Below are 16,248 nucleotides of genomic sequence, written 5' to 3' on the forward strand. Positions count from 1 at the left end.
TATCAGCCTTTGACCGAGCCGGCGGCGATGCCCTCCACGATCCGGTTGCTGAGCACCAGGAAGATGACGAGAATCGGCAGGATGCTGATCATCAGCGTCGCCCCGATGGCGCCCCAGTCGGTCGTGTACTGTCCGACGAAGTTCTGGACGCCGACCGTCAAGGTCTTCAGGTTGTCCGAGCTGATGAAGGTGTTGACGAAAATAAACTCGTTCCAGTTATAAATCATGTTGATGATCGCAGCCGTGGCAATAACGGAGAACGTCATCGGCATGACGATCCGGAAGAACATGCGGTTCACGGAGCAGCCGTCCATAATGGCGGCCTCTTCCACTTCCCGCGGCAGCGCGTAATAGAAGCCGAGCAGGATCATGATCGTGATCGGCAGGTTAAAGGCGGTGTAGGACAGGATGATGCTGAGCTGGTTGTCCGTCAGCCCCACTTTTTGAAACAGGATGAACAAAGGAATCAGGGTCGAATGCACCGGGATCATCATGCCCACCATGAACAGGCCAAGGACGAGCGAGCTGAGCTTCCAGCGCATCCGGGTGATCGCAAAGGTCACGAAGCTGGCGAGCAGAATCGTCAGCACGACCGCAATGACGGTGATCAGGACGCTGTTTATAAAATAACGGCCGATATTTCCCTGCTGCCATACGTTTTCATAGTTCTCCCATTTGGGATGGCTGGGGAGGGCGAATGGAGGAAGATTGAATACCTCCTGGTTATTTTTCAAGGAAAACAAAAGCAGCCATACCAGCGGCAAAATTTGCAGGACCGCTCCCGCAATCAGCACGACATAGAGCAGGCCGGTGCCGATTCTGGCGCCGACAGGCCGGGAAGACCGCATCACGGGAACGGATACGGCCGGACTTGCGGTTCTCATCATAAGCACCTCCTCTTATCAGGAATATTGAATCGTGTCTTTGGAGGCGGTTGCCTTGCGGATCGCCCAGGTGGCGACCATGCAGATGATCAGCAGGAAGAAGCCGATCGCACTGCCGTAGCCGAAATCGAATCCGCGGAACGCCTTTTGATACATATAGGACGCCATCACTTCGCTGGCCCCGTTCGGCCCGCCGTCTGTCATGACGTAGATCAAATCGAAATATTTCAGTGAGCCGACGACGGCCAGCACAATCGTGACTTTGACGACCTCGGAAACGAGCGGCAGCTTGATCCGGAGGGCAATCTGCCACGGATTGGCTCCGTCGATCCGGGCTGCTTCAATGAGCGATGCCGGAATGTTTTTCAGGGCGGCGTAGTAGATCAGAATGTAGAAACCGGCGTACTGCCATAGAATCGGAATGAACAGTGCGTACAGCACGAGCTTCGGATCCGACAGCCACGCAGGGGGATCCTCCACGCCAAGCGACACGAGAAACGTATTGAGGATGCCGTTTGTCGGATGGTAGATTTTCAGCCACAGCTGGGCAATGGCTACCGAAGAGAGCAGCATCGGAATCAAATAGATTTTCCGGAGGAGTCCCGCCCCCTTGATGTTCCCGGCCAGGATCAGTGCAACGATCATATAAACGGCCAGGCTCACCGTCGATAGGACCGCGAATAGTAATGAATGGTACACGCTGTTCCAGAATGCGCTGTCCTTCATCAGGCTGGCGTAGTTCTCCATCCCGATAAAACTCATGCTGCTGACGCCATCCCATTTCATCAGGCCGTAGTATCCGGTAAGAACGATGGGAATATAAATGATAGCCATAATCAGAAGCAGGGACGGCAGCACGTATAGGGCGATGATCTTTTTGTTCGACATCACTTTGTCCATAACTAGGAAGCCTCCTTACGATGCTAGTCGGAGAAGAAAAACGTCTATCGATGTAAATTCACAGAAGACAGACCGCCATTAGAGGAAGTTTTTCTTGCGATATAAGGAAGCCGAGTCTCCGAAGCTTATACTTTCTTATATCTTAGAGAAAAGGACGCCCCGTCGGAGCTCGCCGGTTCGTCCTTTCATCCCCTACCATAACGGTTACTTGCCGGTCTTTAACGCCTCTTCCTGCTTTTTGGCGAATTCCTCCGGTGTGATGGCATTGCCGAGCAGTGCCTGAATCAGGTTGTAATGTTCTTCTGCAGCACCCGGTTTCATTTGTACGTCCAGATAGAGAATGACTTTGCTGGCGTTATTCAGTTCGTTCAAGACGTCAATGAACATTTGCGGCAGCTTGACACTGGAGGTGTCGACCTTTGTTCCCGGGATAATGCCTGCGTCAACCACGGACAGCTCACCCCATCTTTTGACGAAGTAGTTGACGAACTTCTTGGCATCCTCTTTGACCTTGGAGTTTTCGGAGACGAACATGCCGACGCCGACGCCGCCGACCCAGTCGTTAATGTTCCCCTTGCCGCCTTCGATCGTCGGGAATTTGAAGAAGCCGATCTTGTCCTTGAATTCCTGCGGGATATCCGGATTGGTCGTATAGTTTGGCACTTCCCACGTTCCCATAGCGTACATGGCCGCTTTCTCGTTCATAAATTCGGATTTGGCCTCGTCGTTGGACAGCCCGTTAAAACCTTTTACAAAGGCATTGCTCTTCACCAAATCCTGGGCTTCCTTGGCGGCCTGGATCAGGCTTGAATCGCTGAATGTGCTGCTGGCTACCGCCTGATCCAGCATGTCCGGACCACCGAGCCGCTCAGCCAGGTACATGTACCAGAAGGAGCCGGTCCAGGCGTCTTTCGATCCTAGCGCGATCGGGGTAACTTTGTTGTCGTTCAGCGTTTTGATGATATTTTTGAATTCTTCATAGGTTTTCGGCGGCTGCAGATTGTATTTGGCAAAAATCTCTTTGTTGTAATAAACAGGCACGATGTTCAGCTCGACAGGCAGCGCGTATGTTTTACCGTCCACGGCGTAGGCTTCGGTCGTTCCCGCTACAAATTTGTCTTTCAGGTCGCCTTGAAGCAGGTCGTCCAGCGGGGCAAACATGTTGCCTTTAACGTACGGCTCCAAAAATCCGGCAGCCCATGTAAAGCCGACGTCCGGCAGGCTGTTGGAGGCGGAGAGGACCTTCAGTTTATTTTTATACTGCTCGTTCTCAAGCACTTCCGTTTCGATTTTGACGTTCGGGTTGGCCTGCTCGTATTCGCTGATGATTTGCTTCGCCAGCTTGTTCTGGGCGGAGTTGCTGCCGTCCGGCCACAGGTGCATCATTTTGATCGTGACTTTATCACCGGACCCACCGGATGAACTCCCGCCGCCGGCGGCCGTCTTGCCGTCGTCCGAACTGTTTTTACTTCCGCCGCAGGCCGACAGCACGAGTGTCAATGCCAGCAGCAGCATGGATGCGGATAACCATTTCTTTTTCATAAATGCCCGTTTCCCCCTTCGTATCATCGCGAGAGATGTATGCGCTTTCCCTCTGAAGCCAAGTGTAGCATCCCGTATTAGGAGGACATAAGGGCACAGCGTTTGGGTATAGTTCCACTTTATTTGGGTGCTGCCTGACCGCCTTTGCGGTAGGCGCCAGGGCTTGCGCCTTCGTAGTCCTTGAAAACCTTGTTAAAATACTTGGTTGTCTGATAGCCAACGCGTTCGGCGATTTCCGAGACCGGCAGCTTCGTCTGCAGGAGAAGCTCCTTGGCCTTCTGGATTCGGAGCCGGGTGACGTATTCGATAAAGGTCATTTCCATCTGCTCCTTAAAAAGGACGCTGAAATAGCTGGGATTTAAATGGACGTGATCGGCCACTTCCCGCAGACCGAAGCCTTGATCCAAATGCTGCGACACGTATTGAAGCGCTTCCTGGACCGGCTCTGCTAGCGTATTCACGTCTCCGGTGGCGTCAAGGAGCTTGCTGTCAACCATGCGCTGGATTTTGCTCATCCGCGAGCGTTCCTCCTGAACCTGGAGCGCCTTCTCCACAGCATCGAACAGCTTGTCCTTGCGGATCGGCTTGAGCAAATAATTGACGACGCCCAGCTGGATCGCTTGCTGCGCATACTCGAATTCGGCGTAGCCGGAAATCAGAATAATGGCCGGCTGGGCGGCCGGTGATCCGGATTCCAGCTGCTGCACCAGATTCAGTCCGCTGATCTCCGGCATGCGGATATCGGTAATAAGCAGATCGACCGCCTCGCGCTCCAGCAGGTCCAGGGCGTCGCGGCCGTTGTCCGCCGAAATGACACTGCATGTGCCGTTCCCCCAGGTTTCCAGCATGCGGGTCAATCCTTGCCTCGTTCGGGGTTCGTCATCTACGACTAAAATCGTTTTCGATTTAACCATCGTTACATCTCTCCTGTCTGGATCCCTGTCTGGATCGGAATGGTTAAGCTTACCCGGGTTCCCCGGTGGATTTGGCTGTCGATCGCCAGCCCGGATTCATCCGGCCGGTCCCCGCCGTAGTAGAGCTTGATCCGCTGCTGGACGTTAAAAATCCCCATGCCGGAGCCTTTGAAGGGCGGCGTCATACCGGTCTGGAGCGCCGTGACGATCCGGCGGAGGTTGTCCTCGTCGATGCCTTTTCCGTCGTCTGTCACCGTGACGACCAGATGCATCTGATCCGCGGACAGGGACACGCCGACCGACACCTTGCCGGGGCCGATCCGGCCCTCGATGCCGTGCAGGATGGCGTTCTCCACCAGGGGCTGGATCAGGAGCTTTGGCATCGGCACCGATGCCAAGGCCGGCGGCGACGAGATCGACCAGGACAGCCGGTCGCCGAGCCGCATTTTCATGATAAGCAGGTAGCGCTCGATATGCTCGAGCTCATCTTCGAGCCGGACCCATTCCTCCTTGCCCGGCCCGGTGATCGTATAGCGGAACAGATCGGCCATCGCCACGACATATTCGGCCAGCTCGTCTTCGTCTTTTTCCATGAGAGACCAGTACAGCGCTTCAAGCGTGTTAAACAGAAAATGTGGATGGATTTGGGCCTGCAGCGCTTTCAATTCCGTGCGGCTCTGCAAAATCTCCTTCTCGTAAACGAGCCCGATCAGCTCGTTCATATGCTCAACCATTTGGTTGTAGGAGTGATTCAGCTCGTTAATTTCGATGGTGGACGAAATTTGCACCGTCGGCTTGAGGCCGCTGAGCCGGGCGCTGCGCATCGTCTTGATCAGGCGGAAGACCGGCCGCGTGATCAGGGTCGACAGCAGGAAGGACAGCAGGATGAACAGGATGCTGCCGATGCCCGCGGAGACCAGGATCGCGGTGCGCAGTACCGAAATGCCGCTTGTGATCGCGCTGATTGGCGTCAGGATCAGCAGTGTCCATCCGGTCAAGGCGGACTGCTGCTTGACGAGCATGTACTTTTGCCCGTCGATGGCGACGACCGCGTCGTTCGTATCCACCAGGGACTTGATGCGCCATGGCGTGACCTGGTCGTCGTTCACGGCGATGAGGCTGTAGTTCCGGTCGGCTAGCAGCATCGTTTCGCGGCCGCCATCCTCGTTCAGCGCCTCGTCGATTTGAAAAATCTCACGGTTCATCCGGATGAGGAGATACCCGCCCGGCCTGAACCATTGGTCCATCAGACTGACGCTTCGGATCGCCAGCACGGAATTCGGATCCAGCGGATCGATCCCGATCCAGACGATGCGCCCCTTCTCTTCGCGGGCGTTATCGATCCACTTCTGGCTGATCCTGCTGTTCAGATGGCCTTCATCCAGCGGGAACAGCCTGCGTTTGCTGCCGCTGTACAGCTCGACCGAGTTGATGCCGTCGGCATAGGTCTGAACGATTTTGATGCTGTTCAGCAAGGACTGGCGTTCCGAGAACGTGGCGTGCCTGCCTGCCGACTCGTTCAGCAGCACCTGCTGAACGTAGGTATTGGTGGCGACCTGAGTGGTCAGGGAATCGATTTGGTTCAGAACGGCCTCAAGCCTTCCGCTCGCCTGAATGGCCGTTTGTTGAATGTGCTTCTCCGCGTTGTTTTTCAGCAGCCTGGAGACGGTATCGAAGTTCACGATTCCCACGACCGACAAAATAATGAGCATCACAAACAGAAAGCCGAAGAGCATTTGGTTCCGGAGCGTGTTGAACCGGTTCAGTTTCGTTCGCATCAGGGTCAACCTTTCTGAACGGAGAGTGGTATGGAAGAGGAATGACATAGTTGAAATGTAACCTAAGTCAGCGGTTTCTGTCATTATCCTTTTTCAGGCGGGTATGGCGTAAAGATGCAGAAAGAGAACGGTTTCTTTTTTACGACTCTTTTGCTAAAATCAGGCTAACTTAGAAGGTAATAGAGGGGAACCTGCCATACACACCTTTGTGAATGCGCTTACAACGGGTGGGTCAATGAGTAAGGAGCGAGGATGATGTTGAACGTACTTTTAGTGGACGATGAGCCGTGGGTTCTTGAGGGCCTCCGGACGATGATCGACTGGAACAAATACGGTTTTCAGGTTTGCGGGGAGGCACAGAGCGGACCGGATGCGCTGCGGTTCATTCAGGAGCATCGTCCGGAGCTGGTGGTCACCGACATCAATATGCCGGTGCTGAACGGCATTGAATTGATCGAGCAGTCGAATCAGCTGCTGGCCAAACCACCCAAATTCGTTGTGCTGAGCGGCTACGACGACTTTTCGTACGCCCAGGCGGCAATGCGGCAGCGGGTGGCTGAATACCTGCTTAAACCGGTGGATGACGATGAGATAGGGGAACTGCTCGTCAAGCTCAGCCGGAAGATCGGCGATGAAATTGAAGCAGAGCATCATCAGGCGAAAAAGGAGCTGTTGGCCGTCAGCCATATGATGAACAGGCTGATACAGGGAGAGTACGGCGAAGCCATGGAGGAGCAGATCAAGCGTTCTCTGAAGCTGGAGGGCACTTCAGAGTTGCAATGCTTGCTGGTATGGATAGAAAACGTATTCGATTCCGCTGAGGTAAGTCCGCTGTTGACTCGAGGATTTGAGGGAGAAACAGGTTGTCTTTTTCAGGACGGAAGCGGAAGAATGGGATTTGTCGTGCAGTCCGGCGCCTCAGTTTCGGGCCGTCTGCAGGATGCCGCAATCCAGATTCACCGGGAGCTGACTGAACGGCTGGACGGGCCGGTCATTATCGCCGTCAGCGAGCCGAAACGCAGTCTGCGCTCGATCCGGGAGTTGTATGCCCAAACGGTGGAAGTCGTCGAGCGGAAGCGCTGTCTGGGGAAAAGCGGAGTGTTTTTCTACCAGGAGTGCATCCGTCCGGTAAACCGGGAGCTGCTCCTGCAAACATTCAAAACGCTTCTGGAAACGCTGCAGGAAGGGGATCCGGAAGGTATCACCGCTTGTGTCAGGGAATCCTTCGGATGGATTGCCGCGGTTCCTGTGGAGCTGGAATGGGTGAAGAGCCATGTGGCGGATATGGAATGGTCCGTCTGCGGCCTGATCAAGGACCTGAACGGCGACCCGGCCGCTTTGATGAAGGCACAGGAAAGGCAGCTTGGCACGCTTGGCGAAATCAGGGATTACCGGGCGCTTCAGACTTATGTGGAGCGTTTCTGCCTTCAGGCGGGGGCCCTTCTGTCCGAGCTGAAGCTGAGCAGCGAGAGCAACACCATTTACCAGGTCGTGCAATACGTCGACCGCGAGTTCCGCGGAAGGCTGCAGCTGCAGGATTTGGCCCGGCATTTTCATATGAACGCGACTTACTTGGGCCAGCTGTTCAAGAAAACGACGGGGAAGCCGTTTAACGAATACCTCAATGACAAGCGGATCGAAGAGGCGAAAAGGCTGCTCAAGCGCTCCCCGCTCAAAATCTCCGACGTGGCGCTTCAGGTGGGCTACCCGAACACGGACTATTTTATTAACAAATTCAAGCTGAAAACCGGCATGCTGCCTTCGGCCTACAAGCAGGATGCCGGAAATTCGCCGGATGGACCGATGGGGGAGCGATGAAATGATGTCCACGCGCAAATTCAAGCTCCGGAAGATCGTCAACGATATTCCGCTGAATTATAAATTTCTGCTCATCTTTATCGTCGGCGTGCTGCTCCCGGTGATCGTCATCAACCTGGTGGTGACGGACCGCCTGTCGGACCTGATCAAAGCACGGGAGGAGCAGAACCTTGATATCTCGATCGAGCGGGCGAGAAAGGATATTCATGATTTCATCGACGGCGGAGTAGCGGTAAGCCATGCCTTAAGCAGCGATAAGATGTTGTATGAAATACTCGACCGGAAATACGCGAGCCAGATCGATTTTTATGACGCCTTTGACGAGCAGCTGCGCAACCGGGTGACCAGCTACATTCCGGTGAACAACCAGATCGAACGCATCAGCATTTTCACGGATAATCCGACGATCGTCGACGGAGGGAACTACCACGTCATCGATGACGAGGTCCGGGCGAGCGACTGGTATAAATTGTGGAAGGACTCGCAGAATCCGGTGTTCGTCGCAGCGTACCGGGCCAACCAAGCCAGCAGCAGCGTGTTTACGGCTCCTTATTTGAGCGTGATCGAGCGGATGGATTATTTTGATAACTACGATCACTATCAGAAGCTGCTGCGAATCGACATCGACCTGAACAAAATTTATGACGTGATTGTCCGGGAAAAAGATTACCTGGATCTTTACCTGGTCAATGAGCGGGACCAAATCATTATGTCGGCCCAGAGCGGGTACCAGACCGGCACGACGGACGCGTACCCGGTGTTCAAACTGTCTGCTGAGGACAAGGAACAGGACGTTCATTCGGTCAACATCGGCACCGCCAAATACGTCAAGGGATGGCGGCTGATCGGGATCACCAAGGGTGTGCGTATCACCAAGGCGATGAACGAAATGAGATTGTATGTCGGTATCGTCGCAGCGGGGATTACCCTGTTCACGACGGGATTTATTTTCATTATGCTGAGATCCTACAATTACCGCGTGAAGCGGCTGGCACGGCATATGCAGAAGGTGACGAATGAGAAGTTCGACCTGATCCAGATCGACGAGGGGCGCGACGAAATCGGCGGACTCATCCGCAATTTCAACAAGATGACCGGCCGGATCAAGTTCCTGATCAACAACGTCTACAAGCTGGAAATCCAGCAGAAAAACCTGGAAATGGAGCGGGTGCGGGCCGAACTGAACTTTTTGCAAAGCCAGATGAATCCCCATTTTCTGTTCAATACGCTGAATGCGATCCTCGTCGTCTGTACGAAAAACCACTACACGGACGTAACCGACATCGTCAAAAGCCTATCCAAGCTGCTGCGGCGGCTCCTCAGCTGGAAGGAAGACATCGTGACGCTGGAGGAAGAAATGGTGTTTATCGACATGTATCTCAAAATCGAGAAGTTCCGGTTCCGTGACAAATTCGAATACCGCTTCGATATCGATCCGGACGCGCTGCAGTACAAAATCCCGAAAATGAGCATTCAGCCGCTTGTGGAAAATGCCTGCAAACACGGGCTTCAGGCGATCGACGGACAGGGCATCGTGACGGTCAGCGCGTACGTTACCGAAGAGCGTCTGCGCATCGTTATTGCGGACAATGGCAAAGGCATGGAGCTGGAGCGGCTCAAGGAAATTAAAAGGGCGGTACAGACCGAAGACGAGTCCGGCGCCAATATCGGCATCCGCAACGTGTACCGGAGACTTGAGCTGTACTATCACGATCAGGTGCGCTTTGATATCGTAAGCAGCCCGCAGCAGGGCACGACCGTATTTTTTGAAATTCCGATCAAGTTTCTAAGCGGTATGGCAGGCTGATCGATCCGTAATACAGGAGGGGAACCATGACATTTAAAGTGTTGTTGATCGATGACGAACCCGCTGCCCTGGAGGGGCTGGAGCTGTGGATCGACTGGGAGGAGCTGGGCTTTGAGGTATGCGGCCGCGCAAGCAACGGAAAGGAAGGGCTGCATTTCATCCGGGAGCTGGCGCCGGATCTGGTCATCACCGACGTCCGGATGCCGCTGATGGACGGGCTGGAGATGATCGAGGCGTGGAGCCTGGAAGGAACAGCGCCGGTCAAATTCGCCATTGTCAGCGGATATGGTGAATTTAAATACGCCCAGAAGGCGCTGAGATACGGCGTCAATGCGTACCTGCTCAAACCGGTCATTCCGGAGGAGGCGGCTGAGCAGATCCGGGACATTCGGCGGGAGCTCGTGCGGGAGCGGGAGGAACAGAGCCTGACGAGGATGGCTTCTTACGAAGAGGCGGTTTCGATGATTAAAGATCTGCTGAACGGCGGTGCGAACGCCTTGGACGGCAGGGAGAAGGAGGTCACCCGCCTGTCGGATGCCATGCCGGCATGGAACATGTACCTGGTGCAGGCGGCGCCGGATGCTCTTTCCCGGCTGCGGGCGAAGGCTGCCGCAATGGCAGAGGCGGGGGAATTCATATACCTGGTCGATCTGGAGCCGAGCAGCTTCGGGATCGTGTACGGTTGGAACTCGGCAGAGGATAACGATAAGGCAGCTTACGCGATGGCGGAGGAGCTGCTGACGGAAAGCGCGGACGGACAACGGGTGTTTATGGCGTCAGGGCAGGCGGAGAACAGCCTGCACCGGATCGGCTGCTGCTGCAAGGCGGCGAAGAAGGCCATACAATATGCCTTTTACCTTGATCATGCCCCGGGCTTGATCCTTTACGAGCAGGTGGAACATCTCCAGTTTGAAGATCATTTCGAGCGGTTGGATCTATTTAAAGAAATGCTCCAGGCCGTATCGCTGCTGGACAAGCCGGCTTTGCGAAAGGCGGTACAGTTAGCGGATTCCAGTCTGCGGGAGTCCATGCCCAATCCGGACATCGTCAAAAAACTCGCCATCCATGTCATGTATCAAATCATGAGCCATATGCGAGAAGCAGCCGGCCCGGCAGCGGAGCCCTGGATCGAAAAGTACGATATTCCCCGGATATCCGGCACCGTGATGACGCTTGGCGACGTGATGGGCGATTTGCTGTCCTGCGCCGAGGGCTGCATCGACTTTTTTATGCGGGAACAGCAGCGGCAGTCCCAGGGCATTGCCCAGGAAATTATCGACTACGTCAGCGAGCACTACCGGGAGCCGCTGACAATCCGAAAGCTGGCCGAGGTCTTCTACCTGCATCCCGTTTATCTCGGCCAGCTGCTGTTGAAGAAGAACGGCATCGGCTTTAACGAAATGCTGCATAACCTGCGGATTGAAGAGGCTGTACGTCTGCTGGAAAACAGCAGTTTGAAGAACAGCGAAATTGCGGAGCGCGTCGGGTACGGCCATTACGGCCAATTCCTCAAGCAGTTCGAAGCGAGGCATGCGATGTCCCCCAATGAATACAAAAAAAGGATGTTCTAAAGTTTTGAAGGTGACTCCTTTAATTCCGATATAGTTTCGGCTATGGCAGCGCTTTTACAATAAAGACAGTTACATGAAAAGGCTTACAAGAAAAGCTTGGTGTGGCTAAAATTTGACGGAGGTGCTTTACATGGGGGGAAGATTTAAACCGCTGGTTCGTCTTGGCATACTCATGGCGATGACGTTCAGCGTAGTCCTGTCCGGCTGCGGCGGCAGCAAAGACAACAGCGCAGACAACGGCAGCAGCTCTACAGGGCAGACAGCAACCGGAAGCAGCAGCGACGGAAAGGTGGAGCCGTTCAACGTGAGCGTTTTCATCGGGGAAGCCGGGCAGCAGCCCACTCCGGACAACAAGATTTACAAAAAAATCAAGGATGAGACGGGAGCCACGTTTAATTTCGAGTTTTTGGCAGGCGACATTAACCAGAAGCTGGGCGTCATGATTGCCGGCTCCGACTACCCGGATCTGATGACCGGCAACACGAAGCTGACAGCGGCTGGAGCCTATATTCCGCTGGAGGATTTGATCGAGAAGTACGCGCCAAATTTGAAGAAGCATTATGAAAAATACTGGAACATGATGAAGGACCCGAACGACGGGCACATTTATATTCTGCCGAACTATGGAGTATACAACGGCAAGCTGAACAGCACCTGGTATTCCGGGCCGGCGTTCTGGGTTCAGAAGGACGTGCTGGCTGAGGCCGGCTATCCGAAAGTGAAGACGCTGGACGAGTACTTCGACCTGATCGCCAAGTATAAGACGAAGCATCCGACCATCGACGGCAGCCCGACGATCGGTTTTGAGATTTTGAACTACGACTGGAAAAACTGGGGTCTCTTTAACCCGCCTCAGCACCTGATTGGTCATCCGAACGACGGCGGCGTCGTTGTGAACAACGGCGTAGCCGAAATTTTTGCCGATAAGGATTATGCCAAGCAATACTACCAGAAGCTGAATCAAATGAACGAGCAGGGGCTGATCGACAAAGAGACGTTCGTACAGAACTTTGACCAGTACCTGGCCAAACTGTCCAGCGGCACGGTGCTCGGCATGTTCGACCAGCACTGGAACTTCCAGAATGCCGAGAACTCGCTGATCACCCAGAAGAAGTTTAACCGGACGTATGTGGGACTTCCGCTCGTATATGACACAAGCACGAAGGACTATTATCGCGACCGGGCTGTGCTTAACCTGAACAACGGTTTCGGAATCAGCGTCAATGCAAAGGATCCTGTGAAGATCATCAAGCTGCTCGACACCTTGATCACGGAAGATTGGCAAAAAGTGTTCTCATGGGGCATTGAAGGTGAGGACTACATCGTCAACGACCAGGGCCGGTTTATGAGAACCCAGGAGCAGCGCGATAAGCAGTCGGACGGAACATGGAAGCTGGCGAACAAAGCTGACGCCCTGTTCGGAAACCTGCCGAAAATCGAGGGAAGCTTCAGCGACGGCAACTCCACCGACGCCGCTGCACAGCCGGAAGAATACAAAGCGGGCCTGAACGATTACGACAAAAAATTCCTGGAAGCATACGGCTATGACAGCTACGTCGATTTCTTCAGCGAGCCGCCGGAGAATCCGATTTACTACCCGGCCTGGTCCATCGATCTGGTCGAAGGATCGCCAGCCAAAGTAGCGAACACGAAGCTGAACGATCTATCCACCAAGTATTTGCCGAAAGCAGTTTTGGCGAACCCGTCCGATTTTGATTCGGTATGGAATGAGTACACTTCACAAATTCACAAGGTCGATGTCAAGGCGTACGAAGACAAGATCAACGAGCAAATCAAGTGGAGAATCGATAATTGGAGCAAATAAGGGTTCACAGAAAGTGGGAGGCGCTAATGAGCGCCTTCCGCTTTATAGATACCCGCTCCGGAATTTGAATATGGTGAGGAGAGCAAACGTATGGCTGTGACTGTAACCAATAAGAAAGCTGTCCGGAAACCAGAGAAGAAACGGAAGCTGACCTGGGCTGTGCTGAAGAGCCAGCAGCAGTTGATCTGGATGTCCGTGCCCTTGACGCTGTATATCATTTTATTTGCCTACGTTCCGGTCTGGGGCTGGACGATGGCATTTCAGAACTACAAACCGGCGCGTTCCTTCAGCCAACAGGACTGGGTCGGATTCAAGCAGTTTAAATTTTTGTTTACCGATGACGATTTTATGCGGGTGCTGCGCAATACGCTCGGGATGAGCATTATCAATCTCGTGCTTGGTTTCGTAACGGCAATCGTGCTCGCGCTGCTGCTCAACGAAATTCGAAAGGTCATTTGGAAAAGGACGGTACAAACGATTTCTTACCTTCCGCACTTTTTGTCCTGGGTTATCGTGACCGGGATCGTAGCCACTTCGCTGGCTTCCGACGGCATTGTCAACGATATTTTGATGAAGCTGCATTTGATCAAGGAACCGATTTTATGGCTTAGCGAAGGAAAGTATTTCTGGGGCATCGTCGGTGCTTCCCATGTGTGGAAAGAAGTGGGCTGGAACACGATCATCTATCTGGCCGCCATGGCGTCGATCGATCCCGCGCTGTACGAAGCGGCGGAGATGGACGGAGCCAACCGCTACCGGAAGATGTTTCATGTAACTCTGCCGGGGATCAAATCCACAATCGTGATTCTGCTGATCATGTCCATCGGCCATATTTTGGACGCTGGCTTTGAGGTTCAGTACCTGCTCGGCAACGGGCTTGTCGTGGACTGGGCCGAAACGATCGATATCTTTGTCTTGAAATACGGGATTGCTCAAGGAAACTATTCACTTGCCACAGCCGGCGGGATCTTTAAAACGGTCGTGAGCGTCGCCCTGTTACTGGTGGCCAACTGGACCGCAAAGCGGCTTGGGGAAGAGAGGCTGTTATGAGTATGGAAAATCATCAAATCAGCCCGCAGGGAGCGGCTGGTGTTACGATAAGAAAAAGCATGCGCTCGAGCAAGGTTGAGCCGGTGCTGTTCAATACGTTTAATGCGATTTTTATGATCTTTTTGGTGGTTGTCACGCTGTATCCGTTTTTGAACACGATCGCCGTGTCGCTGAATGCGGGTAACGATACGATCCGCGGAGGCATTTATTTATGGCCACGGCAATGGACGCTGCAGAACTACAAGGCGGTGTTCGCATCGGGCACGATTTATGACGCATTCTGGATCTCTGTGGCACGGACCGTGCTGTCCACGGTGCTGAACATCTTCCTGACAACGATGCTGTCGTATACGCTGAGCCGGAAGGAATACGTCTTCCGCAAGCCGATCACCGTCATTTTCGTGCTGACGATGTACTTCAGCGCCGGCCTGATTCCGGGATACTTCCTGATCAAGGACCTGCACCTGCTGAACAGCTTCTGGGTGTATATTTTCCCGTCCATGATCAGCGCGTTTAACATGATCGTTATCCGCACCTATATCGGAACGATTCCGGACAGCCTGGTCGAATCGGCCAAGATCGACGGCGCCGGAGATTTCAAAATTTTCCTGCGGATCATTTTCCCGCTGTGTACACCGGTGCTGGCCACCATCGCATTGTTTGTGGCTGTAGGCGCATGGAACTCCTGGTTTGACGCATTCCTGTACACTTCTTCCAGACAGGAGCTCAGTACACTGCAGTATGAGCTGATGAAGCTGCTCTCGTCGAGTATGAACTCCAACAGCAATCCGAACGTGGCGGCAGGCGTCGGCGTGAACCAGGAAACCGCGGTATCGATGGTGACGCCGCTCTCGATCCGCGCAGCTATAACGATTGTTGCCTCCGTTCCGATTCTGGTGGTTTATCCGTTCCTGCAAAAGTATTTTGTGGTCGGACTGAATGTCGGCAGCGTGAAAGAGTAACCGAGTCAAAGAACGGAAAAGCGCAGTGGATGGCGATTTTTCGAACCCTAAGAGAACCGAACCGCATAGGGGCCTTTTAGTGGCCTCCCAAGAGGTCATCGTGGCGGCCGCCGGATTTCACTAATGTCGAAATTAACACCCATAGGCAGGAGGGAGTCTGTCATGAATTCAACGGGCACGCATACCGAGCAGGCGCTGAAGGATCTCTTCGCGCAGCATTTCCGGATCGGGGCGGCGGTCAATCCGCGGACGATCCGGTCGCAGGAGCAGCTGCTGGCGCACCATTTTAACAGCATTACCGCGGAAAACGAAATGAAGTTCGTCAGCGTTCATCCAGAGGAAGACGTGTATACGTTTGAGGATGCGGATCTGCTGGCCGATTTCGCCGGCAGGCACCAAATGGCGATGCGCGGGCATACGCTTGTCTGGCATAATCAGACCCCGGACTGGCTGTTCGAGGACAGCCAGGGACGACCGGCAGGCAAGGCCTTATTGCTTGAGCGGCTGCGCTCGCATATTGATACGGTGGTGGGGCGGTACAAGGGCCGGCTTTATGCCTGGGATGTGGTCAACGAGGTTATCGCCGACGAAGGCGACGCGCTTCTGCGTCCGTCGAAGTGGCTGGACATCGCCGGGCCGGAGTTTATCGCCAGTGCGTTCGAATACGCCCATGACGCCGATCCGGATGCCCTGCTCTTCTACAACGACTACAACGAATCACATCCCGCCAAGCGGGATAAAATCTATGCGCTGGTGAAGTCATTGCTGGAGCAAGGCGCGCCGATCCACGGCATCGGCCTGCAGGCGCACTGGAACCTGTTCGATCCGTCCCTGGACGATATCCGCGCGGCGATCGAGAAGTATGCTTCGCTTGGCCTGCAGCTGCAGCTCACCGAGCTGGACGTGTCGGTCTTCCGCTTCGATGACAGGCGGGCCGATCTGACTTCGCCGGAGCCGGGCATGCTCGAGCGTCAGGCAGAGCTGTATGAGGGCGTGTTCGGTCTGCTGAAGGAGTACAGCGACGTCATCAGCGGGGTGACGTTCTGGGGGGCGGCCGACGACTATACGTGGCTGGACGATTTCCCGGTGCGCGGCCGCAAAAACTGGCCGATGCTGTTTGATGCGCAGCACCGTCCGAAGCCGGCTTATGACCGGATCGCCGCGTTGTTTGCGGAGTAGGCGGAAACGCAAAATAGC

12 protein-coding genes are annotated in these 16,248 nt (G+C 54.2%); 7 read left to right on the forward strand and 5 right to left on the reverse strand.

The window, feature by feature from the left end:
• Positions 1–2: 2 nt before the first annotated feature.
• The 5 genes from KI379_RS03005 to KI379_RS03025 all read right to left on the reverse strand — a co-directional run bounded on the left by KI379_RS03005 (position 3) and on the right by KI379_RS03025 (position 6,018).
• The gene (locus KI379_RS03005) at positions 3–848 is read right to left on the reverse strand and encodes a carbohydrate ABC transporter permease (RefSeq protein WP_258875327.1); all 846 of its coding nucleotides are present in this window, start codon (positions 846–848) and stop codon (positions 3–5) included.
• Between the two features lie 54 nt (positions 849–902).
• Complete coding sequence (locus tag KI379_RS03010; RefSeq protein ID WP_089545774.1) at positions 903–1,784, reverse strand: carbohydrate ABC transporter permease; 882 nt, start codon at positions 1,782–1,784, stop codon at positions 903–905.
• 204 nt (positions 1,785–1,988) lie between these two features.
• Positions 1,989–3,326: an extracellular solute-binding protein gene (locus KI379_RS03015; RefSeq protein ID WP_089545775.1), complete on the reverse strand. Its 1,338-nt coding sequence runs from the start codon at positions 3,324–3,326 to the stop codon at positions 1,989–1,991.
• A gap of 119 nt (positions 3,327–3,445) precedes the next feature.
• Positions 3,446–4,240 carry a response regulator transcription factor gene (locus KI379_RS03020; RefSeq protein WP_212982745.1) on the reverse strand — a complete coding sequence of 265 codons (795 nt, stop codon included), beginning with the start codon at positions 4,238–4,240 and terminating at the stop codon, positions 3,446–3,448.
• A gap of 2 nt (positions 4,241–4,242) precedes the next feature.
• Positions 4,243–6,018: a sensor histidine kinase gene (locus tag KI379_RS03025; protein WP_212982746.1), complete on the reverse strand. Its 1,776-nt coding sequence runs from the start codon at positions 6,016–6,018 to the stop codon at positions 4,243–4,245.
• Positions 6,019–6,270: 252 nt separating this feature from the next.
• Between KI379_RS03025 and KI379_RS03030 the strand changes: the two genes are divergently transcribed.
• From KI379_RS03030 to KI379_RS03060, 7 genes are all read left to right on the forward strand, one after another.
• A complete protein-coding gene (locus tag KI379_RS03030; RefSeq protein WP_244879179.1) occupies positions 6,271–7,836 on the forward strand; it encodes a response regulator transcription factor in 1,566 nt (521 codons plus the stop codon).
• Between the two features lie 4 nt (positions 7,837–7,840).
• Positions 7,841–9,643: a sensor histidine kinase gene (locus KI379_RS03035; protein WP_212984597.1), complete on the forward strand. Its 1,803-nt coding sequence runs from the start codon at positions 7,841–7,843 to the stop codon at positions 9,641–9,643.
• A 26-nt stretch (positions 9,644–9,669) separates the two neighbouring features.
• Positions 9,670–11,214 (forward strand): response regulator transcription factor, encoded by a 1,545-nt coding sequence (locus KI379_RS03040; RefSeq protein WP_212982747.1) that lies wholly within the window; start codon positions 9,670–9,672, stop codon positions 11,212–11,214.
• Positions 11,215–11,344: 130 nt separating this feature from the next.
• On the forward strand, positions 11,345–13,039 hold the full coding sequence (locus KI379_RS03045) for an ABC transporter substrate-binding protein (protein ID WP_212982748.1): 1,695 nt from the start codon (positions 11,345–11,347) through the stop codon (positions 13,037–13,039).
• A 90-nt stretch (positions 13,040–13,129) separates the two neighbouring features.
• Positions 13,130–14,089 (forward strand): ABC transporter permease, encoded by a 960-nt coding sequence (locus KI379_RS03050; protein WP_089545781.1) that lies wholly within the window; start codon positions 13,130–13,132, stop codon positions 14,087–14,089.
• Between the two features lie 2 nt (positions 14,090–14,091).
• Positions 14,092–15,051 (forward strand): carbohydrate ABC transporter permease, encoded by a 960-nt coding sequence (locus tag KI379_RS03055; RefSeq protein WP_186320158.1) that lies wholly within the window; start codon positions 14,092–14,094, stop codon positions 15,049–15,051.
• A 162-nt stretch (positions 15,052–15,213) separates the two neighbouring features.
• Complete coding sequence (locus tag KI379_RS03060) at positions 15,214–16,230, forward strand: endo-1,4-beta-xylanase (protein WP_212982749.1); 1,017 nt, start codon at positions 15,214–15,216, stop codon at positions 16,228–16,230.
• The last annotated feature ends 18 nt before the right edge of the window (positions 16,231–16,248 follow it).

It is taken from the genome of Paenibacillus cineris (genome assembly GCF_018333335.1).
GTDB classification, from domain to species: Bacteria; Bacillota; Bacilli; order Paenibacillales; family Paenibacillaceae; genus Paenibacillus_AQ; species Paenibacillus_AQ favisporus.

Excerpts from the sequence above, each read along its gene's own strand:
- KI379_RS03055 (WP_186320158.1), top strand. The coding sequence starts at position 14,092 with ATGGAAAATCATCAAATCAGCCCGCAGGGAGCGGCTGGTGTTACGATA.
- KI379_RS03050 (WP_089545781.1), top strand. The coding sequence starts at position 13,130 with ATGGCTGTGACTGTAACCAATAAGAAAGCTGTCCGGAAACCAGAGAAG.
- KI379_RS03040 (WP_212982747.1), top strand. The coding sequence starts at position 9,670 with ATGACATTTAAAGTGTTGTTGATCGATGACGAACCCGCTGCCCTGGAG.
- KI379_RS03020 (WP_212982745.1), bottom strand. The coding sequence starts at position 4,240 with ATGGTTAAATCGAAAACGATTTTAGTCGTAGATGACGAACCCCGAACG.
- KI379_RS03025 (WP_212982746.1), bottom strand. The coding sequence starts at position 6,018 with ATGCGAACGAAACTGAACCGGTTCAACACGCTCCGGAACCAAATGCTC.
- KI379_RS03060 (WP_212982749.1), top strand. The coding sequence starts at position 15,214 with ATGAATTCAACGGGCACGCATACCGAGCAGGCGCTGAAGGATCTCTTC.
- KI379_RS03030 (WP_244879179.1), top strand. The coding sequence starts at position 6,271 with ATGATGTTGAACGTACTTTTAGTGGACGATGAGCCGTGGGTTCTTGAG.
- KI379_RS03045 (WP_212982748.1), top strand. The coding sequence starts at position 11,345 with ATGGGGGGAAGATTTAAACCGCTGGTTCGTCTTGGCATACTCATGGCG.
- KI379_RS03010 (WP_089545774.1), bottom strand. The coding sequence starts at position 1,784 with ATGGACAAAGTGATGTCGAACAAAAAGATCATCGCCCTATACGTGCTG.
- KI379_RS03005 (WP_258875327.1), bottom strand. The coding sequence starts at position 848 with ATGCGGTCTTCCCGGCCTGTCGGCGCCAGAATCGGCACCGGCCTGCTC.
- KI379_RS03015 (WP_089545775.1), bottom strand. The coding sequence starts at position 3,326 with ATGAAAAAGAAATGGTTATCCGCATCCATGCTGCTGCTGGCATTGACA.
- KI379_RS03035 (WP_212984597.1), top strand. The coding sequence starts at position 7,841 with ATGTCCACGCGCAAATTCAAGCTCCGGAAGATCGTCAACGATATTCCG.